Origin of the sequence: Streptomyces spiroverticillatus, assembly GCA_014650415.1 — a bacterium.
GTDB classification, from domain to species: domain Bacteria; phylum Actinomycetota; class Actinomycetes; order Streptomycetales; family Streptomycetaceae; genus Streptomyces; species Streptomyces spiroverticillatus.
The window spans coordinates 422,323-448,575 of record BMUX01000001.1; the positions used below are offsets into that span (position 1 = coordinate 422,323).

Consider the following 26,253-nt stretch of genomic DNA (forward strand, 5'->3'; position numbering starts at 1 on the left):
GCAGGTGAGGCCCATGCTCCGGCCCATGCCCAGCCCTCCTCGCCGCCCCGCCCCCATGCGGAGTGCCGCCCTCGCCGCGCCTCCGGCCGACCGCTCCGGCACGGTGGACCGGCCTCCCGGCAAGAGCCCCGCCCGCGCCCCGCACACCCGCCACGCAGCGGTGCGGGCCGGAGCGGCGGCCCTGCTCGGCATCGCCCGCCCGCACACCCGTGCCCGCGAGCGCACTCCGTCCGGCCCCGGCCCCGCGCGCCCGCGCAGCCCCGCCCTCCCCTCAGCCCCCACCCGGATCCCCCGCCCCCACGCCGCCGCCCTCGCCCTCCTCGCCTTCGCCCTCTGCAGCGCGTACGCCCTCCGCATGCACGCGAGCTTCCGGACCACCGGCTACGACCTCGGCATCTTCGGCCAGGCCGTCCGCTCGTACGCCGAACTCGCCCTCCCCACCTCCGAGATCAGGGCGACCACCGGCCCCGACCCCGACACCCCCTTCCCCCTCCTCGGCGACCACTTCCACCCGGTGATCGCCACCCTCGCGCCCCTCTACCGCCTCCTCCCGCACGTCGAGACCCTGCTCGTCGCGCAGGCGGCGCTCGTCGCCTGGTCCGTGTACGTCGTCACGCGGGCCGGCGGGCGGCGGATCGGGGTGGCGTACGCACTGTCCTGGGGCGTCCAGAAGCTCATCGGCTTCGACTTCCACGAGGTCGCGTTCGCGCTGCCGCTCCTCGCGCTCGCCCTGGCCGCGTACCGCGAGGGCCGGTGGCGGGCGTGCGCGGGGTGGGGTGCGGGGCTGGTGCTGGTCAAGGAGGACCTGGGGGCGACCGTGCTGGTCCTGGGCCTGCTCCTGCTGCGGCGCGACCGCCGCGCGGGCACCGCCCTGTGCGTACTGGGGCCGGCCGCCGCCGCCCTCGCGGTCCTCGTCGTCCTCCCCCACTTCAACCCCTCCGGCGCCTATACCTACCTCTCCTCCGGCACGGACACCGCCGCCCCCGCAGGCCTCGACACCAAGGGCACCACCCTCCTCCTGCTCCTCCTCCCCACCCTCTTCGGCGCCCTCCGCAGCCCCCTGCTCCTGCTCGCCCTGCCCACCCTGGCCTGGCGCTTCACCTCCTCCAACACCTTCTACTGGGGCACGGACTTCCACTACTCGGCCGTGCTGATGCCGATCGCCTTCTTCGCCCTGATCGACGCGCGGGACCGGGGCCGCATCCCCGACCTGCGCACACCGGTGGTCGCGGTCGCCGCCCTCCTCGCCACCTCACTCCCCCTGGCGGAGGCCCTCCGCCCCGCCTACTGGCAGGACCCGCCCCGCGCGGCCGCCGCCCGCCACGCCCTCTCCCTCATCCCCTCCGCCGCGAGGGTCGCCGCCACCAACCGTCTCGCCCCGCACCTCACCGACCGCGCCACGGTCTACCTGCACAGCCCCGGCCGCCCGGACGCCCGCGTCGACTGGATGGTCCTGGACACGACCGAAACCACCTTCTCCACCGACCCCCCGAGCCCCACCCAGCCGGGCTTCCACCAGGTGTACGCGTCCCAGGGCTACGTCGTGCTGCGCCGCGACCGACGCACCTGACGTGCCACGACCCGCCGCACGGCCAGCCCGTACCCCTTCGCGCACGCGTGCTGGACCAGCCGGGTCACGGGCCCGCCCGCCCGCGCGTACCAGGCCGCCGGCCGGCTGAACGCCCGTACCTCCATCCACACCCGCCCCTCGGCATCCGTCTCCACCACGAACGCCTCCTCGCCGCACTCGGGATGCCCGGTCAGCGTCCCGTACGCGAACCCCACGCGCCCCGGCTCGTCCACCGCCCACACGACCCGGCACGGGGCCTGCACCCGCCACCGCCCGACCCCGATCCCGACGACGACCTCGACCCCGGGCGCGGCCGACTCCGTCCCGGCGTCCACCGTCAGGCCGAGCCCCCGGTGCATGGCCCACCCCAGCACCGCCCGGCCCGCGATGCGGTGCGCCTCCGCCCCGTACCCGACCCTGGTCCTCACCCTGAGAGCCCGGAATCCGTCGGGGCAGGCCCCGTCGGCGTCCCGGGTCGCGCCGACATCCGCGTACGTGTACGGCTTCACCGGTGCAGCCCCAGCCATCAATCGAGATCCCTCCCCTTCCGCCCCGGTACCGGCCCCCACCCGCACCTTCCGCACCGGACCCGCGCAGCCACAGGGGCCCACGCTAAGCCTCCCGGCACCGGGCACGTGAAGCACCGGCCCGCCGGGCCAAGAGGGCCCCCAGCCCCGCCCCTTCACCTAAACCCGCGGGGCAATGGGACCGGTCCCGTGCGAGTGCGTCGTGGTTGCTCGCGCAGTTCCCCGCGCCCCTAGCGGGGCGCCCCCCGGAAGCGGCGGCGTTCCCCCGTCGTCCCCCTCACCGACTCCGCCAGCGCGACGACCTCCCCGTCGCGGCCCGCCACCACCGGCTTGCGGGAGCGGGCGGCCTTCGCGCGGTACTGGGCGGCGTCCGCGAGGCGGAAGAGGCGGCGGGCGGAGGTGATCGGGCCGATCGGGTCACCGGTGGAGGCGACACCGCAGGCCACTCCGTCCCCGTACTCCAACTCAGCGGCGCGCAGGCAGAGTTCGGAGGCCACCTGGACCACCTCGTCGGCGGTCGGGCCCACCGAGAGCAGGCAGAACTCGTCGCCGCCGAGGCGCGCGGCGAGCGCGCCCGGGAGCATCGCGCCGCAGCGGGAGAGGACGCAGCCGAAGCGTTCGAGGAGGCGGTCGCCGACCTCGTGGCCGTGGGTGTCGTTGACCTGCTTGAGCCCGTTCACGTCGCAGACGACCAGGCTGACCACGGCCCCCGAAGCCCGGTGCTCCTCCAGGGCCTCGTCGAGGCGTATGTCGACCGCGCGGCGGTTGGCGAGCCCCGTCAGGGGGTCGGTGAAGGCGAGCGTGCGGACTTCCTCCAGGCGTTCCGTCTGGACGATTCCCGCCGCGATCACCGACGCCAGGACCGTCGCGAAGTCGGCGTCCGCGCGGTCGAAGACCGGTGCGCCGGGCGGCCGGGCCACGTACAGCTCGCCCCAGGCCCGCCCGTGCAGCACGATCGGCGCGACCACGCAGCAGCCCCTGCCCCGGCGGCGCAGGGCAGCCACCCGCTGGTGGCAGTAGCCGGGGCGGGGGGTCGCGGGGCCTTCCTCAGCCGTCTCGACCCAGGCGTCGGGCTCGCCGCCGCCCGCCCACTGCTCGTGCAGGAATTCCGTGATCTCGGGGAACTGGTGGACGGGGTACGTCTCGTCCTCCGGGAATTCGTCCTCCCCCGGCGCCCGCTCCCCCTCGTTGACCAGGACCCGCAGCCGCCCGGCCTCCCGCTCCCACACCGAGAGCGCGGCGAAGCTGCCGCTGAGCGCGTCCCGCGCACCCAGGGCCGCGGCCCGCCACGTCTCGCGCGGGGTGTGCGCCGCCGCCATCGCCTGCGCCAGCGCGACCACGGCCCGCACGCGAACGTCCTCACCCATTCGTACAGGTTAGGCCCGTTTTGCCCCGGAGCTCTCCCCAGAGCTCCCCCGGCCTACTCCCCGGGCCACTCCGGCTTGCGCTTCTCGTTGAAGGCCGCCACCCCCTCGGCCCGGTCGCCCGAGAAGGCCACCGACCGCCAGGCCGCGTCCTCCACCTCAAGACCGGCCCGCAGGTCCAGCCCCTGCCCCAGCCGCATCGCCCGCTTCGCCGCCCGCAGCCCGACCGGCGAGTTCGCCGCGATGCGCGCGGCCAGCGCGAGGGCCTCCTCGCGGGCGTCCGACTCCGTGAGTACGTCGACGAGCCCGAGCTCCCGGGCCTCCCCCGCCTCCACCCGCCGCGCCGTGAACACCAGCTCCGCCGCCCGCGCCGCCCCCACCCGGCGCGGCAGCAACTGCGTACCGCCGCCGCCCGGGATCACACCCACGGACACCTCGGGCAGCCCGACCACGGCACTCGCGTCGGCCACGATGACGTCACAGGCGAGCGCCAGCTCGTACCCGCCGCCCAGCGCGAACCCGTGCACGGCGGCGACGGTCGGCATGGGGAGGTCGAGCACGCCCGTGTACGCGGCGCGGGCGGTGGGCCGCTGGCGCACCAGCTCGGCGTCGCTGAAGGAGTTGCGCTCCTTGAGGTCCGCGCCGACGCAGAAGGCGCGGTCGTTCGAGGACGTCACGACGGTGGTACGGACCGTGGGGTCGGCGGAGAGGGCCGCGCAGGCCTCGCCGATGGAGGCGGCCATCGCGCTGGAGACGGCGTTCATGGCCTTGGGCCGGTCGAGGACCAACTCGGCGACGTGCCCGCCGTCGCCGTGCCGCCGGACGACCACGAATTCCCCGTACCGCTGCTCGCCCATGCCGGCCGCCCTCCCGCTGAATGTGAACGCTCGTTTACGGGGGCGATCTTAGGGGCGGGGTCAAGGGCCGGGGAAGCCCCCTCAGCCGGAGCCCGGCTTCTCAGTCGGAGTCCGGCTTCGCCCGTCGCGAGAGCATCCAGGGTTCGACTATCCCCAGCCCGCGCACCGGCCGCTGCCACATCGGCTGGAGCCCGAAGCGGTACGTCGGGGACTCCCGGCCCTCCTTCGCGGCCTTCTCGGCCTCCGCAGCCGCCTCCGCCTCGGAGACCGGGGCGTCGCCGGTGCGGGAGAGCTCCTCGGCGAGCGCGCCGTCGACCAGGACGGTGTCCTTGGGCGCTATCGAGGTGAGCCTGCTGGCCAGGTTGACCGTCGTGCCGAAGACGTCGCCCATGCGGGTGGTGACCGTGCCGAAGGCGATGCCGACGCGCAGGGCGGGCATCGTCTGGTCGTGCGAGAGGGTCTCGATCAGGCGCAGCGCGATCTCGGCTGCCGTGCCCGCGTCGTCCGCGCAGTACAGGACCTCGTCGCCGAGGGTCTTGATGAGGCGGCCGCCGTGCGCGGCGACCAGGTCCGCGCAGGTCGTCTCGAAGGCCTCGACGAGTTCGCCGAGCTCCTCCTCCTCCAGGCGGCGGGTGAGCCGGGTGAAGCCGACCAGGTCCGCGAAGCCGACCGCGAGCCGCCGGTCGACCATCTCGTCGTCGTCGGCGGCCTGCACGACCCGGCCGGTGGCGGCGGCCAGCTGCCGCCGCCAGACGTACACGAGGAACTCCTCCAGCTCGGGCAGCAGCAGCTCGACCAGCGGATACGTCACCTCGGTGCGGGTCATGCCCGGCTCCGGCGGCTCGGTCAGCCCCTCCAGGAAACTGTCGATCTGCCATTCGGCCAGCCGGGCGGTGGTCTGCCCGGTGGACCGCGCCACCTGCACCGCCATCGGCTCGCTCAGCAGCCCCGCCTCGACCAGACCGGCCAGCCGCCGCAGCGCCAGCACGTCCGCCTCGGTGAGGGCCTTGGCCTGCCCGATGTCGGGGAAGCCCATGGCCCGCCAGAAGCGGGAGGCCAGGTCCATGGACACGCCTGCCGTACGGGCGGCCTGGAAGGCGGTGTAGCGGCGCTCGGCGCCGAGGATCAGCTGCTCCAGCCGGATGGCGAGCGGGTCGTCCGAGGGTTCGGCCGTGTGGTCGACCTCGTGGAAGACGGGGGATTTGGGCTCCGGGGTCGCCGGAGTAGAGGGGTGGGGGTCCGTGTCCCCGTCGGACGTGGTGTCGTCGACGGTCACCTGCCGCCTCCTGCCCGTTCCCTGCGCACTGCTCTGCTGCCGCCTCGTCGTTCTTTCGCGCGACATGTGTGGGTGTCGCGGGTCGCCTCAACGATACGGCAGATGTGCGCTGGCTCACTCCCTGTCCCTGGAGGGACCTGGCGGAACATTGACCGCGCTGGTTCTGCCGCACGTCCTCGCTGGTTCTGCCGTACGTCCTCACTGCTTCTGCCGTACGTCGCCGGGGGCGCGGGAGGGTGTCCTCCCGCGCCCCGGCTCCCCTACCCCTGCGGGCGCAGGTGCACCACGTCGCCCGCGCCCACCGGCTGCTGGACGCCCTCCGCCGTGGCCAGGACCAGGCGACCGTCCCCGTCGACGGCGACGGCCTCGCCGGTGAGGACGTGGCCGCCGGGAAGTTCGGCCCGTACCGTGCGGCCGAGCGTGGAGCAGCCCGCCGCGTACGCCTCCTGGAGGCGGCTGGCGGCCGGGTCGCCGCCGGCGGTTCGCCAGTCCCCGTACCACTGCTCGAAGGAACGGAGCACGGCCCGCAGGAGCGGGTCCCGGTCGAGGGTGGCCGCGCCCGCGAGGGCGAGGGAGCCCGCGGTGGGGACCGGGAGCTCGTCGGCGCGCAGGGTGACGTTGAGGCCGACGCCGATCACGACGCCCGCGCCCGCGCGTTCGGCGAGGATGCCGCCCGCCTTGCGCTCCTCGTCGCCGACGGTGACCAGGAGGTCGTTGGGCCACTTCAGGGCGGTGTCGACGCCCGCCGCGCGGGACAGGCCGGTGGCGACGGCGACGCCGGTGAGGAGGGGGAGCCAGCCCCAGCGTTCGACGGGGACGCCGGCGCCCGGTTCGACGTACAGGGAGAAGAAGAGTCCCGAGCGGGCGGGCGCCGACCAGCGGCGGTCGAGGCGGCCGCGTGCCTGGGTCTGCTCCTCGGCGACCAGGACCGTGCCCTCGGTGAGGGAGGGGGCGGTGGTGAGGTCGGTGTTGGTGGAGCCGGTGGACGGGACGACGTCGAGGGAGGTCCACAGGCCGCCGTCGCGGACGAGCGCCCTGCGCAGGGCGGTCGCGTTGAGCGGCGGCCGGTCGAGGTCGTTCCAGCGGTTTCCGGGGGCTCCGCCGGGGGTTTTGGGGTTTTCGCCGGGCGATTCGGGGGAGCTGCCTGAAGCATCGGGAGGCGTCATGCAAGCCAGCGTAGGTGTGGCAAACGACGCACTGCCGAGCGGCAGTCCCGCAGCTACGCTACGGACCAGTAGCCGTCCGTACCGTCGCCGTTGACACCGTGCGTGCCGTTGACGCAGTCGAAGCAGGGAGCCGCAGCCCCGTGTCCTCCACCGCAGAACCCGCAGCATCCGCATCCGCATCCGCTTCCGCAGGGATCGACATCCACACCACCGCCGGAAAGATCGCGGATCTCCAGCGCCGCATCGAGGAGGCGACACACGCGGGTTCCGAGCGCGCGGTCGAGAAGCAGCACGCCAAGGGGAAGCTGACGGCGCGCGAGCGGATCGAACTCCTCATGGACGAGGGTTCGTTCGTGGAGCTGGACGAGTTCGCCCGGCACCGCTCGACCAACTTCGGCATCGAGAAGAACCGCCCGTACGGGGACGGAGTCGTCACCGGTTACGGAACGGTCGACGGCCGCCCGGTCTGCGTCTACTCGCAGGACTTCACCATCTTCGGCGGTTCGCTCGGCGAGGTGTACGGCGAGAAGATCGTCAAGGTCATGGACTTCGCGCTGAAGACCGGCTGTCCGGTCATCGGCATCAACGACGGCGGCGGCGCCCGCATCCAGGAGGGCGTGGCGGCCCTGGGCCTCTTCGCCGAGATCTTCCGCCGCAACGTGCACGCGTCGGGCGTGGTCCCGCAGATCAGCCTCATCGTCGGTCCCTGCGCGGGCGGGGCGGTCTACTCCCCCGCCATCACGGACTTCACGGTCATGGTCGACCAGACCTCGCACATGTTCATCACGGGCCCCGACGTCATCAAGACCGTCACCGGCGAGGACGTGGGCTTCGAGGAACTGGGCGGTGCCCGCACCCACAACACCACCTCGGGCGTGGCGCACCACATGGCGGGCGACGAGAAGGACGCGATCGAGTACGTCAAGTCCCTCCTCTCCTACCTCCCTTCGAACAACCTCTCCGAGCCCCCCGCCTTCCCGGAGGAGGCGGACCTGGAGATCTCGGACGAGGACCAGGCCCTCGACACCCTCATCCCGGACAGCGCCAACCAGCCGTACGACATGCACACGGCGATCGAACACGTCCTGGACGAGGGCGAGTTCCTCGAAACGCAGTCCCTCTTCGCGCCGAACATCATCACGGGCTTCGGCCGGGTCGAGGGCCACCCGGTGGGCATCGTGGCCAACCAGCCGATGCAGTTCGCCGGTTGCCTGGACATCAACGCCTCGGAGAAGGCGGCCCGTTTCGTCCGCACCTGCGACGCCTTCAACGTCCCGGTCCTGACCTTCGTGGACGTCCCCGGCTTCCTCCCGGGCGTGGACCAGGAGTACGGCGGCATCATCCGCCGCGGCGCCAAGCTCATCTACGCGTACGCCGAGGCCACCGTCCCCCTCATCACCGTCATCACCCGCAAGGCCTTCGGCGGGGCGTACGACGTCATGGGCTCCAAGCACCTGGGCGCGGACCTCAACCTGGCCTGGCCGACCGCCCAGATCGCGGTCATGGGCGCGCAGGGCGCGGTCAACATCCTCCACCGCCGCACGATCGCGGCCGCCGAGGACCAGGAGGCGACCCGCGCCCAGCTCATCTCCGAGTACGAGGACGCCCTCCTCAACCCCTACGTCGCGGCCGAACGCGGCTACGTGGACGCGGTGATCATGCCGTCCGAAACCCGCCGCCACATCGTCCGCGGCCTGCGCCAACTCCGTACGAAGCGGGAATCCCTCCCCCCGAAGAAGCACGGCAACATCCCCCTCTAGCCCTCTGCTAGCCCTCTGCTCGAGAAAGGACCTCACCCATGTCCTCCGACATGATCAAGGTCGTACGGGGCAACCCCACCCCTGAGGAGCTGGCCGCCGCACTGGCGGTGGTCCAGGCCCGCGCCGCGGCGGCGGGCACCGCGGCGCCGGGCCCCTCCGCCCCCCGCCCCGCGTGGTCCGACCCGGCACGGGTCGCGGCCCACCGGCTGCCGCAGCCGAGCGGGACGGCGTGGTCCCGCACCTACTGGCCGAATTAGTCATTCCGCACCGTGGCGCCTGAGTACGTGTACTCAGGCGCCACGGACGCCTCGGGCGCACTATCGATTGCATGCTGTGGTCCGACCCGAAGAACGAGCCCCCCAAGGAAATGCGCGACATGCAGGTCATGCTGCGCCGCGCAGGAATCCTCCTGGCCCTGGCCATGGTCCTGGCCATGTTCGTGGCCGGCATCCGCTAGAGCGCCCCTTTCCGCCGCCCCGCCGGGGCGGCGGAGCCGAACGCACCCGGCACCGTGCCGCCTCGCCGGGTGGCTACTCTGGCCCGCATGGATGCCACCCCCACCCCCACCCCCACCCGCCGACGCCTGGTCCTCGGCTCCGCCTCCCCCGCCCGTCTCGGCCTCCTCAAGCAGGCCGGGCTGGACCCCGAGGTCATCGTCAGCGGCGTCGACGAGGACGCCCTGACCGCCCCCACCCCCGCCGAACTCGCCCTCGTCCTGGCGACCGCGAAGGCGGACACGGTGGCCGCCCTCCCCGAGGCCCGGGACGCCCTCGTCATCGGCTGCGACTCCGTCCTGGAGCTGGACGGACAGGCCCTCGGCAAGCCCGACGACGCCGAGGACGCCACCGCCCGCTGGAAGGCGATGCGCGGCCGTTCCGGCATCCTGCGCACGGGCCACTGCGTCATCGACACCTCCAACGGCCGCCGCGCCGCCGCGACCGCGTCGACGACCGTCCACTTCGCCGACCCCTCCGACGCGGAGATCGCCGCGTACGTCGCCACCGGCGAACCCCTGTACGTGGCAGGCGCGTTCACCCTGGACGGCTACTCCGCCCCCTTCGTGCGCGGCATCGAGGGCGACCCCGGCAACGTCATCGGCCTCTCCCTGCCCCTCCTGCGCACCCTCCTCGCCGACCTGGACATCGCCCTCACCAGCCTGTGGACGCACCAGGACGCCTAGTCCCACCGGGGCCCCCGCACGTCCAGCCCCAGCAGATTCGCGTCCCGCCGGAACCGGCACGGCACATGCACCAGCCCGCCCCCGACCACCGGCCGCCCCAGCCGCACCCCGTCCTCCCGGTACTCCCACCGCCGCCGCCCGCTCGCCGCGTCGTGCACGGTGAGCCGGTGCGTGCCGTCGCCGCCGACGACGGCGACCGCCCCGTCGCCGACCGCCGGGGGCTCACTCACCAGTTCGTCGGCCAGCGGCACGACCCACCGGGCGCGGCCGGTGCGGGTGTCGATCCCGTGCAGCCGCCCGCCGGCCGCGACCGCCGCCAGTCCGTCCCGTACGGCTGGAGCATGCGGGTCGCGGCCGTCGCCCGCCCGGTACGTCCACAGCTCACGCCCGCTCGCCGGGTCCAGCGCGGTCAGCCCCGCGCTGTGCGCGACGTACAGCACGCCCTTCTCGTACGTCTGCGAGGCGAGCCCGGACGGCCCCCGCCAGCTCCACCTCACCCGCCCGTCCGCGCTGTCCAGCCCGTACGCGCGCACCTCGCCCGCGCCGTGCAGGACGACCGCCGTGCGCGGCCCGGCGGCGACGACGTCCGTTCCGTACGGTGTCGGCCTGACCCAGAGCCGTCGCCCGCCCGGCTCCAGCCCGGCCGACCAGCCCCGCCCCTCCTCCTGCCACACGGTCTCCACCAGCGGCCCGCCGTCGTCCGGGACGGCGATCGCCCCCGGGGTCGCGATGCGCCACTGCTCGCGCCCGGTGTCCCGGCGCAGGGCGCGCAACGCCCTGCGCTCGCCGCCGTGCACCACGACCAGCGCGCCGACGAGCCGGGGCGGGCTGTCGCCCTCGGGGTGCGGGCCGACGCCGGGTGCCGTCCAGCGCGGGGCGCCCGCGCCCGGGTCGTAACGGGCGAGCCCGGAGGCGTTCCGGACGTAGAGGGCGCCGGGGGCGACGGTCAGGGCGTCGGGGAGGCCGCCGTCGAGCCGCACCGCCCAGGAGGGGGCGAGGGGCGACGGGCGGAAGGGGCGCAGCGGGTCGCCCCCGGTGAGCGCCAGGTAGCCGACGGCCGCCCCGAGGCCCAGCGCGAGGCCGCCGCCGACGAGCAGGCGTCGCCGGGTGACGCCCCGGGGGTCCCGGGGCGGCGCGTCGTCCTCGTCCAGCTCGATGGGCATGTGTCGATGCTGGCGCACGAGAGGCACGGAAGCGTCTCGTCCGCGTTGCGACGCCCCAACTGTCTTACGGGATAAGGGACTTACGCGGTCGCGGCGGACCCGTTCCCGGGCGGGGTGGTGGGCGGGGTGGTCGGCTTGGCGGGAGGCGCGTCGACCTGCGGGTCGTGCAGGGCGTCGCTCCGGCGCCCGTACAACAGCAGACTCAGCACGATCAGGCCCACCACCAGCATCATCCACGCGAAGGCCCACCAGCTGACCAGGCCGACGGCCGCCGCCCCGAGCACCCCGTGCACGACGGCGCACACGATCAGCAGAATCCGCAGCCAACGGGCCAGCGCGGGCCGGTCCTTGACGGCCGCGAGCACCAGGAACACCCCGCACACGGCGAGGAAGACCCCCGCGACCCCGCCCATGATCCACGCACCGGCGGCCATCGCGCCCGGGTCGAGCCCGGCGAGGGACATCGACTGGCCCTCGACCACCCGGCCCAGCACGTAGTTGACGAAGACGAAGCCGAACGCCTCCAAGATCAGCACGAGCCCCGTCACGGCGGCTGTCGGCCTGCGCGCCACGGCGCCCACCCTCTCCCGTACTCCCGTACTTACTCCGGCAATAGGACTGCCGCGCAGGCTACTAACGAGTAATGCGCACGACAAGGGTTCCGGCGCACCCGGACCCGCACGGCCCGTGCGGAGCTCCGCACAGAGATCCGCGTAGAGCAAAGAACGGCCCGCACCTTCGTAGGGACCCCACAAAGAATCCCCTCACCCCACTGGCCGCCCGGACAGAGACCTTGGCCACACCAGAGGGCTACTGTGCGATGAGGTAACCCGTCGTACCGTGGTACGACAAGGGATTTCGCGACTCCAGCGCGCCTCGAATCACACTCCGTGTGGGCAAGCTCACCATTGAGGACGGGTCGTAGGGCCGTGTGGGCAGTCCCTAAACTCAGCTTGTTTCACAAGGAGGGAGCCATCGTGCGCAAGGTGCTCATCGCCAACCGAGGCGAAATCGCTGTCCGCGTTGCCCGAGCCTGTCGGGACGCCGGAATCGGGAGCGTGGCCGTCTACGCAGACCCGGACCGGGACGCCCTGCACGTCCGCGCGGCCGACGAGGCGTTCGCCCTGGGCGGTGACACCCCGGCCGCGTCCTACCTGGACATGGCCAAGGTGCTCCAGGCCGCGAAGGACTCGGGTGCCGACGCCATCCACCCGGGCTACGGATTCCTGTCGGAGAACGCCGAGTTCGCGCAGGCGGTCCTCGACGCGGGCCTGACCTGGATCGGCCCGCCGCCGCAGGCCATCCGCGACCTCGGCGACAAGGTCGCCGCCCGGCACATCGCGCAGCGCGCGGGCGCCCCGCTGGTCGCGGGCACCCCGGACCCGGTCTCCGGCTCCGACGAGGTCGTCGCGTTCGCCGAGGAGCACGGCCTCCCCATCGCGATCAAGGCCGCCTTCGGCGGCGGCGGCCGCGGCCTGAAGGTCGCCCGCACCCTCGAAGAGGTCCCGGAGCTGTACGACTCGGCCGTGCGCGAGGCCGTCGCCGCCTTCGGCCGCGGCGAGTGCTTCGTCGAGCGCTACCTCGACAAGCCCCGCCACGTCGAGACCCAGTGCCTCGCCGACACCCACGGCAACGTGGTCGTCGTCTCCACCCGCGACTGCTCCCTCCAGCGCCGCCACCAGAAGCTGGTGGAGGAGGCCCCGGCCCCCTTCCTGACGGACGAGCAGAACGCGGAGCTGTACGCCTCCTCGAAGGCGATCCTGCGCGAGGCCGGCTACGTCGGTGCGGGCACGGTCGAGTTCCTGGTCGGCGCCGACGGCACGATCTCCTTCCTCGAGGTCAACACCCGTCTCCAGGTGGAGCACCCGGTCACCGAAGAGGTCTCCGGCATCGACCTGGTCCGCGAGATGTTCCGCATCGCCGACGGCGAGGAACTGGGTTACGACGACCCGCCGGTGCGCGGCCACTCCTTCGAGTTCCGCATCAACGGCGAGGACCCGGGCCGCAACTTCCTCCCGGCTCCGGGTACGGTCACCGCCTTCGCCCCGCCGACCGGCCCCGGCGTCCGCCTGGACGCGGGCGTGGAATCCGGCTCGGTCATCGGCCCGGCCTGGGACTCCCTCCTCGCCAAGCTGATCGTGACGGGCGCGACCCGCGAGCAGGCCCTCCAGCGGGCCACCCGTGCGCTGGCGGAGTTCAACGTCGAGGGCATGGCCACGGCCATCCCCTTCCACCGCGCGGTCGTCGTCGACCCCGCCTTCACCGCCTCGCCCTTCCGGGTCCACACCCGCTGGATCGAGACCGAATTCGTCAACGAGATCCCCCCGTTCACCGTCCCCGGCGCCGAGGGCGACGAGGACGAGGCGGGCCGCGAGACGATCGTCGTCGAGGTCGGCGGCAAGCGCCTGGAGGTCTCCCTCCCGTCCTCGCTCGGCATGACCCTGGCCCGCACGGGCCTCGCCGCGGGCGCCAAGCCCAAGCGCCGCGCCGCCAAGAAGGCCGGCTCCGCCGCCTCCGGCGACACCCTGGCCTCCCCCATGCAGGGAACCATCGTGAAGGTGGCCGTCGAGGAGGGCCAGCAGGTCAACGAGGGCGACCTGATCGTCGTCCTGGAAGCCATGAAGATGGAACAGCCCCTGAACGCGCACCGCTCGGGCACGGTCAAGGGCCTCTCCGCGGAGGTCGGCGCGTCGGTCACCTCCGGCGCCCAGATCTGCGAAATCAAGGACTGACCCGCCCCCCGCTCCACCGAACGGCCCGCCTGCCCCCTCCCCGGGGGCGGGCGGGCCGTCGGCCGTCGGCCGGGGATGGTGCCCGAAGGGCATCCATCCAGGGGCGCGGGGAACTGCGCGCCCAGCCACGACGCACCCGCACGGAACCCCACAATTGCCCCGCGGGTTTAGGTGAAGGGGCGGGGCTGGGGCGAAACCCGGGGGTCCGGGGGCAGCGCCCCCGAGCTTGGACCGCGACCGACAACGCACCCGCACCGCGCAGCGAGACCGCAACCCCCCACCGACCCGCGCCCCCCAACCCCCCAATGGCATGCTGGACCGCATGCCGCCCCACCCCACCCCACCCAGACCCATGCGCGCCGACGCCCGCCGCAACTACGAGAAGCTCCTCACCGAAGCCCGCGCCGCCTTCGCCGAGCACGGCACCGACGCGTCCCTGGAGGAAGTCGCCCGCCGCGCAGGCGTGGGCATCGGCACCCTGTACCGCCACTTCCCGACCCGGCACGCCCTGCTGAGCGCGGTCTTCCAGGGCGCGGTGGACGAACTCCTCACCCGAGCCCACGAGTTGACCAGGGCAACCGACCCCTGCGGGGCGCTCGTCACCTGGCTGCGCGCCATCATCACTCATGCGAGTGAGTACCGGGGCCTGGCCCGCGCCCTGATGTCGGCATCCGGCACGACCGAAGCCGACCCGAACTCCCCGCTGACATCCTGCTCGACCCCGATGCGGGAGGCAGGCACGACGCTCCTCGCCCGCGCCCAGCAGTCGGGCACCGTCCGCCCGGACGTCCCCATCCGGGACCTCATGCAGCTGACGAACGCGATCGCGCTCGCCGCCGAACAGTCGCCGGACGACCCTCAGTTGGCCGACCGACTCCTGTCCCTGGCGGTACGAGGCCTCCAGCCCCGCACCGAATCACACACGTAGCGCTGCTCAGCGCCGACGCATATCAGCCACCCGCGCCCGCTCCCCCGCCCCCTGCGCCTGCTGCTCCGCGAGCGCTCCCGCACTGCGCAACTGCGAACCGGGCGCACCCGGGTGCGACCTGCGCTGGCCGGGCAACGGCATGTCCCGACGGGGCTGCTGACGCCCCGTCGGGACGCCTTCACCCCCCGGCCCGGACGCTCCCGCACCACCCGTTCCGGCGACGGCGATCTGCACACCCTGGTCGGCGAGCGCCTGCAACTCCGTACCCGCGCGCTCGTCGTGAGCCGGCGGCTCATCGGTCACCAGCCGCGTGATGACATCCGTCGGCACCGTCTGGAACATGGTGTCGGTCCCCAGCTTGGTGTGGTCCGCAAGGACCACCACTTCCGCCGCGGCCTGCACCAGCGCCCGGTCGACGCTCGCCGAGAGCATGTTGGACGTGGACAGCCCGCGTTCGGCGGTCAGCCCACTGCCGGACAGGAAGGCACGGGACACCCGCAGCCCCTGGAGGGACTGCTCGGCACCGCTCCCGACCAGCGCGTAGTTGGAACCCCGCAGGGTCCCACCGGTCATGACGACTTCGACCCGGTTGGCGTGCGCCAACGCCTGGGCGACGAGCAGGGAGTTGGTGACGACGGTCAGCCCGGGAACCCGGGCCAGGCGTCTGGCCAGCTCCTGCGTGGTCGTACCGGCGCCGACGACGATGGCCTCCCCCTCCTCCACGAGCCCTGCGGCGAGGTCGGCGATGGCCGTCTTCTCCGCGGTCGCGAGGTGGGATTTCTGCGGAAAGCCGGATTCGCGGGTGAACCCGCCCGGCAGTACCGCACCGCCGTGCCGGCGGTCGAGGAGTCCTTCTGCCTCCAGCGCCCGCACGTCCCGCCGTACGGTCACTTCGGAGGTCTGGACGACGCGGGCGAGCTCACGGAGCGAAACCGCCCCGTTGGCCCGCACCATTTCGAGGATCAATTGACGACGTTCTGCAGCGAACACGAAACTGACAGTAACCTGACCGGCCGATAGTTTTCAGCAGTTTGCGCCGAATAACAGAAGTTGGTCGCAAACAGTGACCGAAGGTGGTATAGGCGTTTCGCTACGGGTGCGGGGTGCGGCCGGAACCCGTCCGGCCGCACCCCGCACCCGTAAGGGCCGTGTCCAACTACCCCTACGAAACGATCAGTTGTCGCCCGTCTTGCGCGTGTGCAGCTGACGCGCAACCTCGGCCAGGGACCCCGACAGCGACGGGTAAACCGTGAACGCCTTGGCGATCTGCTCCACCGTCAGGCTGTTGTCGACGGCGATCGAGATCGGGTGGATCAGTTCGCTCGCGCGCGGGGCGACGACCACGCCGCCCACGACGATCCCCGTACCCGGACGGCAGAACAGCTTCACGAAGCCGTCCCGGATGCCCTGCATCTTCGCGCGGGGGTTGCGCAGCAGCGGCAGCTTGACGCCGCGGGCGTCGATGCGGCCCGCGTCGACGTCGGCCTGGGTGTAGCCGACGGTGGCGATCTCGGGGTCGGTGAAGACGTTCGAGGAGACCGTCTTGAGGTCCAGCGGGGCCACCGCGTCACCGAGGAAGTGGTACATGGCGATACGTCCCTGCATCGCCGCGACCGATGCGAGTGCGAAGACGCCGGTGACGTCTCCGGCCGCGTACACGCCCGGCGCGGACGTCCGCGAGACCCGGTCGGTCCAGATGTGGCCGCTGTCCTTGACCTTGACCCCGGCCTCCTCCAGGCCCATGCCCGCGGAGTTGGGGATGGCGCCGACGGCCATCAGGCAGTGCGAGCCGGTGATGACCCGGCCGTCGGCCAGGGTCACTTCCACCCGGTCGCCGACGCGCTTGGCGGAGGCGGCACGCGAGCGCGCCATGACGTTCATGCCGCGACGCCGGAAGACGTCCTCCAGGACGGCGGCGGCGTCCGGGTCCTCGCCCGGCAGCACGCGGTCACGGGACGACACGAGCGTCACCCGCGAGCCGAGCGCCTGGTAGGCACCCGCGAACTCGGCACCCGTCACACCGGAACCGACCACGATCAGCTCCTCCGGGAGCTCTTCGAGGTCGTACACCTGCGTCCAGTTGAGGATGCGCTCGCCGTCCGGCTGCGCGTCCGGGATCTCGCGGGGGTGGCCGCCGGTCGCGATCAGCACGGCATCGGCCGTCAGCCGCTCCTCCGTGCCGTCCGCCGCGGTGACGACGACGGTCCGCGAACCGTCCATGGCCTGCTGGCCCTCCAGCCGGCCGCGCCCCCGCACGACGCGCGCGCCCGCACGCGTCACGGAGGCGGCGATGTCGTGCGACTGCGCGAGCGCGAGCCGCTTCACACGACGGTTGACCTTGCCGAGGTCCACTCCGACCACCCGCGCGGCCTGTTCCTCCGGCGGGGTGTCGTCGGCCACGAGGATGCCCAGCTCCTCGTACGAGGAGTCGAAGGTCGTCATCACCTCGGCCGTGGCGATCAGGGTCTTGGACGGTACGCAGTCGGTCAGTACCGACGCACCGCCGAGTCCGTCGCAGTCGACGACGGTCACCTCGGCGCCGAGCTGGGTGCCCACCAGGGCCGCCTCGTACCCGCCGGGTCCGCCGCCGATGATCACGATCCGGGTCACGAAAAGTCCGCCTCGCGTTCGCTTGAGCCCGGGCCTGCCGCCTGAGCCGAGTCTGGTCGCCGCATGCATGCGCATACGGTCCGCTTGGGTGCGCCGCGACTCCGCCCGGCCCGTCCTGCCTGCCCCGGCCGGGGTCCCGGGGGATCGGCCCCGGAGGAGTGCAGTACGTACTTCATTGTCCCGCACCCGGGCGCGGGCTTCGCCCCGGGGCCCCGGATACGGGAACTCAGCGCCGTCGGCAGTCGTTCGTACTGCCCCTTCGCGCACATCGCCGGGTGCCCTCACCTGTTCCGGTACGAGATCGCTTGTGCCCGTACGCGATCGTCGGGCCTCCCGTACCCTCGGAGCCATGTCGCTCTACGCCGCGTACGCCGGCAACCTCGACGCGCGGCTGATGTCCCGCCGCGCCCCGCACTCGCCGCTGCGCGGCACGGGCTGGCTCAACGGCTGGCGGCTGACCTTCGGCGGCGAGCAGATGGGCTGGGAGGGCTCGCTCGCCACGGTGGTCGAGGCCCCGCGCTCCCAGGTCTTCGTCGCGCTGTACGACATCGCGCCGATGGACGAGGACTCCATGGACCGGTGGGAGGGCGTCGGCCTGGACATCTACCGCCGGATGAGAGTCCGCGTGCACACCCTGGACGGCGAGGAAGCCACCTGGATGTACGTCCTGAACGGGTACGAGGGCGGCCTGCCGTCCGCCCGCTACCTGGGCGAGATCGCGGACGCGGCGGAGTCGGCGGGGGCGCCGCACGACTATGTGATGGAGCTGCGGAAGCGGCCCTGCTGAGCCCCCTCGCGGGTCCGGACGGGGCATTCGTCGGAAAGTCCAACGCAACAATCGGGTTGCCGTCCGCCGTGACATCTACGCGCGTAGGGCTGGAGCGGCTACCCTCTTCCGCGTGAACGCATCTGTTATTTCGGACCCCCACGCCGCCGCCGACGCCGCGGCCACGCGCCTGCGCGAGCTCACCGGCGCCGACACCCATGACGTCGCCCTCGTGATGGGCTCCGGCTGGGCCCCGGCCGTCGACGCCCTCGGTGAGCCCGAGAGCGAGTTCCTCGTCACCGAGCTGCCCGGCTTCCCGCCGGCGGCCGTCGTGGGACACGGCGGCAAGATCCGCTCGTACAAGATCGGCGACAAGCGTGCGCTGGTCTTCCTCGGCCGTACCCACTTCTACGAGGGCCGGGGCGTCGCCGCGGTCGCGCACGGCGTCCGCACGGCCGTCGCCGCGGGCTGCAAGACGATCATCCTGACCAACGGCTGCGGCGGTCTGCGCGAGGGCATGCGCCCCGGCCAGCCGGTCCTGATCAGCGACCACCTGAACCTGACGGCCACCTCGCCGATCATCGGCGCGAACTTCGTCGACCTGACCGACCTGTACTCGCCGCGTCTGCGGGCCCTCTGCAAGGAGGTGGACGAGACGCTGGAGGAGGGTGTCTACGTCCAGTTCCCCGGCCCGCACTACGAGACTCCGGCCGAGATCAACATGGTCCGTGTGATGGGCGGCGACCTCGTCGGCATGTCCACGGTCCTGGAGGCCATCGCGGCGCGCGAGGCGGGGGCCGAGGTGCTCGGCATCTCCCTGGTCACCAACCTCGCCGCCGGTCTCTCGGGCGAGCCCCTCAACCACGAGGAGGTCCTCCAGGCCGGCCGCGACTCGGCGGCCCGGATGGGCAGCCTGCTGGCCAGGGTCCTGGAGCGGATCTAAGGGGTACGGGGTGGGGGTGCGGGGCGTCGCACTCCCCGTCCCGTGCGGGTCGACTCGTGGTTCCGGTCCCGTGCGGGTCGGCTCGTGGTCCCAGTCCCGTGCGGGTCGGCTCGTGGTCCCAGTCCCGTGCGGGTACGTCGTGGCTGGTCGCGCAGTTCCCCGCGCCCCTGGAGGGGCTGCTCCGCAGCCGCCTCCCCCCCTTCTCCCTCGCCCCCTTGGGCGGCGGGGCCGCCCCCCGGGGGCGGAACGGGCGGGCAAGGGGGCGGTACGCCCGATCCGGGCCCGCCCCGGCACCGGCCCCCGCCCGCACCCCCGACACCGGTCGCGCCAGGCACGGGCCCGCCCGGATGCCGCCCGGCCGAGCCGGGTACCGGTCACCCACCGGCCGACGCCCACCCCACCCCGTACACACGCACCCCGAAAGGCGACCCAGTGCCCCAGGACACCTCCCAGGACCTCCTCGCCCGCGCCAGCGCCTGGCTCGCCGAGGATCCCGACCCCGAGACCCGCGACGAGCTGGCCAAGCTCATCGAGGCCCGGGACACCGCCGCGCTGAGCGACCGCTTCTCCGGCACCCTCCAGTTCGGCACCGCCGGCCTCCGCGGTGAGCTGGGCGCAGGCCCGATGCGGATGAACCGTGCCGTCGTGATCCGTGCCGCCGCAGGTCTCGCCTCGTACCTGGTGAAGCAGCCCGCGCACCCCCGCTCGACCGACGACCTGGTCGTCATCGGGTACGACGCCCGCCACAAGTCCGCGGACTTCGCCCGCGACACGGCCGCCGTCATGACCGGGGCCGGACTGCGCGCCGTACTGCTCCCCCGCCCCCTCCCCACCCCCGTCCTCGCCTTCGCCATAAGGCACCTGGGCGCGGTCGCGGGCGTCGAGGTGACCGCGAGCCACAACCCGCCGCGCGACAACGGCTACAAGGTGTACCTGGGCGACGGCTCGCAGATCGTCCCGCCGGCGGACGCCGAGATCGCCGCCGAGATCGACGCCGTCGAGGCGCTCGCCGACGTACCCCGCCCGGACGACGGCTGGTTCACCCTGGACGAGGAGGTCCTGGAGGCGTACCTGGCGCGTACGGACGCCGTCCTGACCCCGGACAGCCCCCGCACCGCGACGACCGTCTACACGGCCATGCACGGCGTCGGCAAGGACGTCCTGCTGGCAGCCTTCGCCCGCGCGGGCTTCCCGGCGCCGGTCCTGGTCGCCGAGCAGGCCGAGCCGGACCCGGACTTCCCGACCGTCGCCTTCCCCAACCCGGAAGAGCCCGGCGCCATGGACCTCGCCTTCGCGACGGCCCGCCGGACCGACCCGGACCTCGTCATCGCGAACGACCCGGACGCCGACCGCTGCGCCGTGGCCGTCCCCGACGGCGGCGACTGGCGGATGCTGCGCGGGGACGAGGTCGGCGCACTGCTCGCCGCCCACATCGTCCGCAAGGGCACGGCCGGACCGGACGCCGTCTTCGCCGAGTCGATCGTCTCCTCCTCCCTCCTCGGCCGGATCGCCGAGAAGGCGGGCATCGCGTACGAGGAGACCCTGACCGGCTTCAAGTGGATCGCCCGCGTCGAGAACATCCGGTACGGGTACGAGGAGGCCCTCGGCTACTGCGTCGACCCGGAGGGTGTCCGCGACAAGGACGGCATCACCGCCGCCCTCGCCATCACGGAGCTCGCCTCCGAGCTGAAGGAGGAGGGCCGCACCCTCCTCGACCTCCTCGACGAGCTGGCCGTCACCCACGGCCTGCACGCCACCGACCAGCTCTCGGTCCGCGTCGAGGACTTGAGCATCATCGCCAACGCGATGGCCCGGCTGCGGGAGACCCCGCCGACCCACCTCGCGGGCCTCCCGGTGACCTCGGCCGAGGACCTGACGAAGGGCACGGAGTCCCTGCCCCCGACGGACGGCCTGCGCTACCACCTCACGGGTGCGCGCGTGATCGTCCGCCCGTCCGGCACCGAGCCCAAGCTCAAGTGCTACCTGGAGGTCGTGGTCCCGGTCGCCGACGCCTCCGCCCTCCCGGCGGCCCGCGCGCAGGCGGCGGAGACCCTGGCCGCCATCAAGCGCGACCTGTCGGCGGCCGCGGGCATCTGACCGCTGGTGCGTACCGTCACGGCCCGGCCCCGGGCCGTGACGCTACGCACTACAGGAGTACGAATCACAGGATTACGCATCACAGGAGTACGGACCACAGCACGATGCCGGCGGCCGTCAGGGCACCCGCCCCGGCCACCAGGCTCGTCGCGCCCACCGCGATGTTGTTGTCGCGGAACCCGCCGGAGACGCTGAAGCACAGCCAACTCCCCCAGCCCAGCACCAGCATCCCGAAGGCGACGAGACCGCAGACCGCCGCGGCCGCGTCCCAGTTGGCGGACATCGCCTGCGCCATGCCGCTTCCCCTGGCCACGGCCACGACGGCACCGGGGCCCAGGAAGCTCGCCACTCCGGCGATCGTCACGAACGCCACCAGCCGCTTGATCACCACAGTCTTCTTTCGTCGATGGAAAAGCGGGCGATCCGTTCCCTGGTCCGCCGGACACGGGACTTCTCCCACTGCTCCCGGCGCGACACGTGCACGAACACCTCCCGCAGCATGCCGACGGTCCGCTCCAACCGCTCCTCGTGGCGGCCGAGTTCGGACCGTACGGAGCGCTCGGCCCGCAGCCCCGCCGCAACGGCCCCTACGAGGCCCACGGCAAGCCCTGACAACTCCCAGCGCGGCTCCCCGGCCGCCACGAAGACGACGACCAGGATCGCCGACGCCCCGCCGACCATGGTCAGACGCAGGGTCCGCAGCCGGATCCGGAGCCGTCCGGTGCTCTTCCGCAGTTCCTCCGCACCGCGCAGCGCCTGCTCGAAGCTCGCGCCGTCGTGCGCTACACCCTCGCCCCCGTGCTCGCCCTTGTACTCGTTCGCCGTCACACGGGCCTCACGTCAGCCGTCGCAGGGTGCGGTAGAAGCTCTCCCGCAGTCGCCCCGCCCCCACGCTGTCGATCTGGCTGAGCTGCGGGGCGAGCGACTCGCTGAACGAATGCCGGATGAGCTGGGAGCTCATCGGCACCACCGCGACGCGGAGCCGGTCGTTGTGGTCCATCAGGTCCCGCAGCATGGTGCAGAAGCCGGACTCCGCGGAATGGTGGTGGCCCGCGCTGTCACTGCCCGGGACGTAGTAGTCGCGTGCCTCCTCGATCCGGTTCCAGAAGAGATCCGCCTTGGTGACCGCGACGATCACCCAGCGCAGGCCCCGCGTCGCGGCCCCCGTCTCGATGATCCGGTCGCAGATCTTCTCGAAGTCGACGAGTTCCTTCTCCAGGTGCCAGTCACGGGTTCCGTCGGCGCTGATCGAGCCGTCAGGAGCACGTACGTTGCGCTCCAGCGCCCGCTGCCCGGTGCGGTCCCAGACCTTGTTGTGCCCCCAGCACACGACGTGGATGAGCCCCTTGGGGGACGTGTTCTCGCTGAGGATCCGGTTCATTGCGCGTTCACGCTGAAGGGATTCCTGGCCGGGTACGACCATCGCCGAGACCCGCAGCTTGGTGGAGCCGAGGAGGAAGGTGCGGTGCCCCTCCTCGCGGTCCGGGCTCCGGCGCGACTCGGCGTCGCCGACGCCCGTGTGGCCCGACAGCGCGTCGAAGAGGACGGACTTGCCGGCGCCGGGCTCGCCGGTTAGCGCGATGGGGTACTGGGAGAGGCCCAACCCCGCGCGTGTCGCCCCGAGTTGTTCGTTGGACCGGGAGCGTGAGCCGTTGACGAGCTGCACGGCTGCGTCCCACTCTTCCCTGATCCCGTCCCAGGTATCGGCCATGACGTCACGCCCCCGTCGCCCCACGAGCCCATTGGGGAACCAGAGTAGTGGCTCACCTCCTCCCGATTCGCCAACTCTCCATGATCGAAACCACACTTGCGGCTGCTCTTCGCAGCTCGCGGCACCCCGTCGGGCCGGCCGGGACGGGGCCGACGGCCGGATCTGGGCGGCGGGGGGCGACGCGCCTGGGCCCCGCTCCCCCGGTGCGGGGAAGCGGGGCCCAGGGCCGTGCGTGCGGATCAGGCCGCGTGTTCGGCTCAGTACGCGGAGCCCGACGCGCCCAGCGAGCCCGTCGGGTGCCAGACCGTCTTGGTCTCCAGGAAGGCCGTGAGGCGTTCCGTGCCCTGGGGGGCGGTCCAGTCCGGGGAGGCGGACGGGCGCAGGACGCGCTTCAGGTTGTCCGCCGCGGCGATCTCCAGGTCGCGGGCCAGGTCGGAGCCGTGGCCCGCGCCCGTGAGGTCGATCGCGTTGACATCCTGGTGGGCGGCGAGGGAGGGGGCGATCTCCGAGGCCTTGCCGGTGAGGATGTTGATCACGCCGCCGGGAAGGTCGGAGGTCGCCAGCACCTCGCCCAGGGAGAGGGCGGGGAGCGGGGCGGACTCCGAGGCGATGACGACCGTCGTGCTGCCGGTCGCGATCACGGGGGCGATCACGGACACCAGGCCCAGGAAGGACGAGTCCTGCGGGGCGACGACCGCGACGACGCCGGTCGGCTCCGGGGTGGAGAGGTTGAAGAACGGGCCCGCGACCGGGTTCCCGCCGCCCGCGATCTGCGCGACCTTGTCGGTCCAGCCCGCGTACCAGACCCACCGATCGATGGCCGCGTCGACGACCGCCGCCGCCTTCGACTTCGACAGGCCCTCGGCCTCGCCGACCTCGCGGACGAACTGCTCGCGGCGGCCCTCCAGCATCTCGGCGATGCGGTAGAGGATCTGGCCCCGGTTGTACGCGGTCGCGCCGGACCAGCCGCCGAACGCCTTCCGCGCCGCGACGACCGCGTCACGGGCGTCCTTGCGGGAGGCGAGGGGCGCGTTGGCGAGCCAGTTGCCCTTGCTGTCGCTCACTTCGTACACCCGGCCGCTCTCGGAACGGGGGAACTTGCCCCCGACGTACAGCTTGTAGGTCTTGAAAACGCTCAGGCGCTTCACGTCGGTCGTCTCAGACATCGAGGTACGCCTCCAGGCCGTGGCGACCGCCCTCGCGGCCGTAACCCGACTCCTTGTAGCCGCCGAACGGCGAGGTGGGGTCGAACTTGTTGAATGTGTTGGCCCAGACGACGCCCGCCCGGAGCTTGTTCGCGACCGCGAGGATGCGCGAGCCCTTCTCCGTCCAGATGCCGGCGGAGAGGCCGTACTGCGTGTTGTTGGCCTTGGCGACGGCCTCGTCCGGCGTGCGGAAGGAGAGGACCGACAGCACCGGGCCGAAGATCTCGTCGCGGGCGACGGTGTGCGCCTGGGTGACGTTCGTGAAGAGCGTCGGGGCGAACCAGTAGCCGGAGGAGGGCAGTTCGCAGGGCGCGGACCAGCGCTCGGCGCCCTCGGCCTCGCCGGTCTCCGCGAGTGCGGTGATACGGGCGAGCTGTTCGGCGGAGTTGATCGCGCCGATGTCGGTGTTCTTGTCGAGCGGGTCGCCGAGACGGAGGGTCGACAGGCGGCGCTTCAGGGCGTCGAGCAGTTCGTCCTGGATCGACTCCTGGACGAGGAGGCGGCTGCCCGCGCAGCAGACCTGGCCCTGGTTGAAGAAGATGCCGGTGACGATGCCCTCGACGGCCTGATCGATGGGTGCGTCGTCGAAGACGATGTTCGCGCCCTTGCCGCCCAGTTCGAGGGTGACCTTCTTGTCGGTGCCCGCGACGGAGCGCGCGATGGCCTTGCCGACGGCGGTCGAGCCGGTGAAGGCGACCTTGTTGACGTCGGGATGGTTGACCAGGGCCGCGCCCGTGTCGCCGTATCCGGGAAGGATGTTGACGACGCCGCGCGGGAGCCCCGCCTGGCGGCAGATGTCCGCGAAGAAGAGCGCCGACAGGGGCGTCGTCTCGGCGGGCTTCAGGACGACCGTGTTGCCGGTGGCGAGCGCCGGGGCGATCTTCCAGGCCAGCATGAGGAGCGGGAAGTTCCAGGGGATGACCTGGCCCGCGACGCCCAGCGGGCGGGGGTTGGCGCCGTAGCCCGCGTGGTCGAGCTTGTCGGCCCAGCCCGCGTAGTAGAAGAAGTGCGCGGCGACCAGGGGGAGGTCCGCGTCGCGGGTCTCCTTGATCGGCTTGCCGTTGTCGAGGGTCTCCAGGACGGCCAGCTCGCGCGAGCGCTCCTGGATGATCCGGGCGATGCGGAAGAGGTACTTCGCGCGCTCGGAGCCCGGCAGCGCGGACCACTTCTCGAACGCCTTGCGGGCGGCCTTCACGGCACGGTCCACATCGTCCTTGCCCGCGAGGGCCACCTCGGACAGGACCTCTTCGGTGGAGGGGCTGACGGTCTTGAAGACCTTGCCGTCGGCCGCCTCGGTGAACTCGCCGTCGATGAACAGGCCGTAGCTCGGCGCGATGTCGACGACTGCGCGCGACTCCGGCGCGGGTGCGTACTCAAAGGTCATGCGGATCAGTCCACCGTCACGTAGTCGGGGCCGGAGTAACGGCCCGTGCTGAGCTTCTGACGCTGCATCAGCAGGTCGTTGAGCAGGCTGGATGCGCCGAAGCGGAACCAGTGGTTGTCCAGCCAGTCCGCGCCCACGGTCTCGTTGACCAGCACCAGGAACTTGAGCGCGTCCTTGGTGGAGCGGATGCCGCCGGCCGGCTTCACGCCGATCTGGATGCCGGTCTGCGCGCGGTAGTCCCGTACGGCTTCCAGCATGAGGAGGGTGTTGGCGGGCGTGGCGTTGACGGCCACCTTGCCCGTCGAGGTCTTGATGAAGTCGGCGCCGGCCATCATGCCGATCCAGGAGGCGCGCCGGATGTTGTCGTACGTCGACAGCTCGCCGGTCTCGAAGATGACCTTGAGGCGGGCCTTGTCCCCGCACTCCGCCTTCACGGCGACGATCTCCTCGTAGACCTTCAGGTAGTGCCCGGCGAGGAAGGCTCCCCGGTCGATCACCATGTCGATCTCGTCCGCGCCCGCCTCGACGGCGTCGCGCACGTCGGCCAGCTTGACGGGGAGGGCGGCACGGCCGGCCGGGAAGGCGGTCGCGACGGACGCGACCTTGATCCCCGTCCCGGCGAGGGCCTCCTTGGCGGTGGCCGCCATGTCGGGATACACGCAGATCGCGGCGACCGTGGGGGTCGTACGGTCCGTCGGGTCCGGGTGGGCGCCCTTGGCGCACAGCGCCCGGACCTTGCCCGGGGTGTCCGCGCCTTCGAGCGTGGTCAGGTCGATCATCGAGATGGCCAGGTCGATGGCGTACGCCTTGGCCGTGGTCTTGATCGAGCGCGTGCCGAGCGCGGCGGCGCGGGCCTCCAGGCCGACGGCGTCGACGCCGGGCAGCCCGTGCAGGAAGCGGCGCAGTGCGCTGTCGGACGCGGTCGCGTCGACAAATGCGGATGCGGGAGCGGATGCAGAGGTGGGCATGGTCACCACTGGAGCATATCTACGCGCGTAGCGGCCTGTACACCCC

General features: G+C 72.5%; 25 protein-coding genes. 10 read left to right on the top strand and 15 right to left on the bottom strand.

The window, feature by feature from the left end; all coding sequences use genetic code 11:
* Positions 1–25 precede the first annotated feature (25 nt).
* Positions 26–1,570, top strand: a complete 1,545-nt coding sequence (locus IE269_RS01930; protein WP_189820895.1) for a DUF2079 domain-containing protein — start codon at positions 26–28, stop codon at positions 1,568–1,570.
* Here the strand turns inward: IE269_RS01930 and IE269_RS01935 are convergent.
* The 5 genes from IE269_RS01935 to IE269_RS01955 form a co-directional block, all read right to left on the bottom strand.
* Positions 1,537–2,097 carry a DUF1990 family protein gene (locus IE269_RS01935; RefSeq protein ID WP_189820896.1) on the bottom strand — a complete coding sequence of 187 codons (561 nt, stop codon included), beginning with the start codon at positions 2,095–2,097 and terminating at the stop codon, positions 1,537–1,539. The two genes, IE269_RS01930 and IE269_RS01935, sit on opposite strands and share 34 nt — an antisense overlap.
* 230 nt (positions 2,098–2,327) lie before the next feature.
* On the bottom strand, positions 2,328–3,464 hold the full coding sequence (locus IE269_RS01940; protein ID WP_189820897.1) for a GGDEF domain-containing protein: 1,137 nt from the start codon (positions 3,462–3,464) through the stop codon (positions 2,328–2,330).
* Positions 3,465–3,517: 53 nt separating this feature from the next.
* A complete protein-coding gene (locus IE269_RS01945) occupies positions 3,518–4,318 on the bottom strand; it encodes an enoyl-CoA hydratase/isomerase family protein (protein WP_189820898.1) in 801 nt (266 codons plus the stop codon).
* Between the two features lie 100 nt (positions 4,319–4,418).
* Positions 4,419–5,594 (bottom strand): adenylate/guanylate cyclase domain-containing protein, encoded by a 1,176-nt coding sequence (locus IE269_RS01950; protein WP_189820899.1) that lies wholly within the window; start codon positions 5,592–5,594, stop codon positions 4,419–4,421.
* 260 nt (positions 5,595–5,854) lie between these two features.
* Positions 5,855–6,760: a biotin--[acetyl-CoA-carboxylase] ligase gene (locus IE269_RS01955; RefSeq protein WP_189820900.1), complete on the bottom strand. Its 906-nt coding sequence runs from the start codon at positions 6,758–6,760 to the stop codon at positions 5,855–5,857.
* 194 nt (positions 6,761–6,954) lie between these two features.
* Here IE269_RS01955 and IE269_RS01960 point away from each other — a divergent pair, with 194 nt between their 5' ends.
* From IE269_RS01960 to IE269_RS01970, 4 genes are all read left to right on the top strand, one after another.
* A complete protein-coding gene (locus tag IE269_RS01960; protein WP_189821347.1) occupies positions 6,955–8,520 on the top strand; it encodes an acyl-CoA carboxylase subunit beta in 1,566 nt (521 codons plus the stop codon).
* Between the two features lie 38 nt (positions 8,521–8,558).
* Positions 8,559–8,777 carry an acyl-CoA carboxylase epsilon subunit gene (locus IE269_RS01965; RefSeq protein WP_229897403.1) on the top strand — a complete coding sequence of 73 codons (219 nt, stop codon included), beginning with the start codon at positions 8,559–8,561 and terminating at the stop codon, positions 8,775–8,777.
* 71 nt (positions 8,778–8,848) lie between these two features.
* Positions 8,849–8,977 carry a morphogenic membrane protein MmpB gene (gene mmpB / locus IE269_RS42925; RefSeq protein WP_268253583.1) on the top strand — a complete coding sequence of 43 codons (129 nt, stop codon included), beginning with the start codon at positions 8,849–8,851 and terminating at the stop codon, positions 8,975–8,977.
* An 87-nt stretch (positions 8,978–9,064) separates the two neighbouring features.
* Positions 9,065–9,700 (top strand): Maf family protein, encoded by a 636-nt coding sequence (locus tag IE269_RS01970; RefSeq protein WP_189820901.1) that lies wholly within the window; start codon positions 9,065–9,067, stop codon positions 9,698–9,700.
* On the opposite strand, the gene IE269_RS01975 is transcribed toward IE269_RS01970, so the two are convergent.
* Positions 9,697–10,863: an outer membrane protein assembly factor BamB family protein gene (locus tag IE269_RS01975; protein ID WP_189820902.1), complete on the bottom strand. Its 1,167-nt coding sequence runs from the start codon at positions 10,861–10,863 to the stop codon at positions 9,697–9,699. The genes IE269_RS01970 and IE269_RS01975 overlap by 4 nt on opposite strands.
* Positions 10,864–10,943: 80 nt before the next feature.
* Positions 10,944–11,435 (bottom strand): hypothetical protein, encoded by a 492-nt coding sequence (locus tag IE269_RS01980; RefSeq protein ID WP_438817519.1) that lies wholly within the window; start codon positions 11,433–11,435, stop codon positions 10,944–10,946.
* A gap of 405 nt (positions 11,436–11,840) precedes the next feature.
* Here IE269_RS01980 and IE269_RS01985 point away from each other — a divergent pair, with 405 nt between their 5' ends.
* Complete coding sequence (locus IE269_RS01985) at positions 11,841–13,595, top strand: acetyl/propionyl/methylcrotonyl-CoA carboxylase subunit alpha (protein ID WP_189820903.1); 1,755 nt, start codon at positions 11,841–11,843, stop codon at positions 13,593–13,595.
* A gap of 352 nt (positions 13,596–13,947) precedes the next feature.
* The gene (locus tag IE269_RS01990) at positions 13,948–14,523 is read left to right on the top strand and encodes a TetR/AcrR family transcriptional regulator (protein WP_189821349.1); all 576 of its coding nucleotides are present in this window, start codon (positions 13,948–13,950) and stop codon (positions 14,521–14,523) included.
* Positions 14,524–14,529: 6 nt separating this feature from the next.
* Here the strand turns inward: IE269_RS01990 and IE269_RS01995 are convergent, their stop codons facing one another.
* Both IE269_RS01995 and IE269_RS02000 read right to left on the bottom strand, forming a co-directional pair.
* Positions 14,530–15,513 carry a DeoR/GlpR family DNA-binding transcription regulator gene (locus IE269_RS01995; RefSeq protein ID WP_189820904.1) on the bottom strand — a complete coding sequence of 328 codons (984 nt, stop codon included), beginning with the start codon at positions 15,511–15,513 and terminating at the stop codon, positions 14,530–14,532.
* Between the two features lie 183 nt (positions 15,514–15,696).
* Positions 15,697–17,133, bottom strand: a complete 1,437-nt coding sequence (locus tag IE269_RS02000; RefSeq protein WP_189820905.1) for an NAD(P)H-quinone dehydrogenase — start codon at positions 17,131–17,133, stop codon at positions 15,697–15,699.
* Between the two features lie 349 nt (positions 17,134–17,482).
* On the opposite strand from IE269_RS02000, the gene IE269_RS02005 reads away from it, so the two are divergent.
* From IE269_RS02005 to IE269_RS02015, 3 genes are all read left to right on the top strand, one after another.
* A complete protein-coding gene (locus IE269_RS02005) occupies positions 17,483–17,920 on the top strand; it encodes a gamma-glutamylcyclotransferase family protein (protein WP_189820906.1) in 438 nt (145 codons plus the stop codon).
* Positions 17,921–18,032: 112 nt separating this feature from the next.
* Entirely contained in the window at positions 18,033–18,842 is an 810-nt protein-coding gene (locus tag IE269_RS02010) for a purine-nucleoside phosphorylase (RefSeq protein ID WP_189820907.1), read from the top strand.
* A gap of 432 nt (positions 18,843–19,274) precedes the next feature.
* Positions 19,275–20,939 (top strand): phospho-sugar mutase, encoded by a 1,665-nt coding sequence (locus tag IE269_RS02015; protein ID WP_189820908.1) that lies wholly within the window; start codon positions 19,275–19,277, stop codon positions 20,937–20,939.
* Between the two features lie 79 nt (positions 20,940–21,018).
* Here the strand turns inward: IE269_RS02015 and IE269_RS02020 are convergent, their stop codons facing one another.
* The 6 genes from IE269_RS02020 to deoC form a co-directional block, all read right to left on the bottom strand.
* Entirely contained in the window at positions 21,019–21,327 is a 309-nt protein-coding gene (locus tag IE269_RS02020) for a hypothetical protein (protein ID WP_189820909.1), read from the bottom strand.
* Positions 21,324–21,767: a hypothetical protein gene (locus IE269_RS02025; protein ID WP_189820910.1), complete on the bottom strand. Its 444-nt coding sequence runs from the start codon at positions 21,765–21,767 to the stop codon at positions 21,324–21,326. The genes IE269_RS02020 and IE269_RS02025 overlap by 4 nt, the downstream gene beginning before the upstream one ends.
* 7 nt (positions 21,768–21,774) lie before the next feature.
* Complete coding sequence (locus IE269_RS02030; RefSeq protein ID WP_189820911.1) at positions 21,775–22,650, bottom strand: hypothetical protein; 876 nt, start codon at positions 22,648–22,650, stop codon at positions 21,775–21,777.
* Positions 22,651–22,907: 257 nt separating this feature from the next.
* Positions 22,908–23,816, bottom strand: coding sequence for an aldehyde dehydrogenase family protein (locus IE269_RS02035; protein ID WP_189820912.1), 909 nt, complete (start codon positions 23,814–23,816; stop codon positions 22,908–22,910).
* Positions 23,809–25,245: an aldehyde dehydrogenase family protein gene (locus IE269_RS02040; RefSeq protein WP_189821350.1), complete on the bottom strand. Its 1,437-nt coding sequence runs from the start codon at positions 25,243–25,245 to the stop codon at positions 23,809–23,811. Before IE269_RS02040 ends, IE269_RS02035 begins: the two co-directional genes overlap by 8 nt.
* Entirely contained in the window at positions 25,245–26,207 is a 963-nt protein-coding gene (gene deoC, locus IE269_RS02045; protein WP_189820913.1) for a deoxyribose-phosphate aldolase, read from the bottom strand. The genes IE269_RS02040 and deoC overlap by 1 nt, the downstream gene beginning before the upstream one ends.
* Between the last annotated feature and the right edge of the window lie 46 nt (positions 26,208–26,253).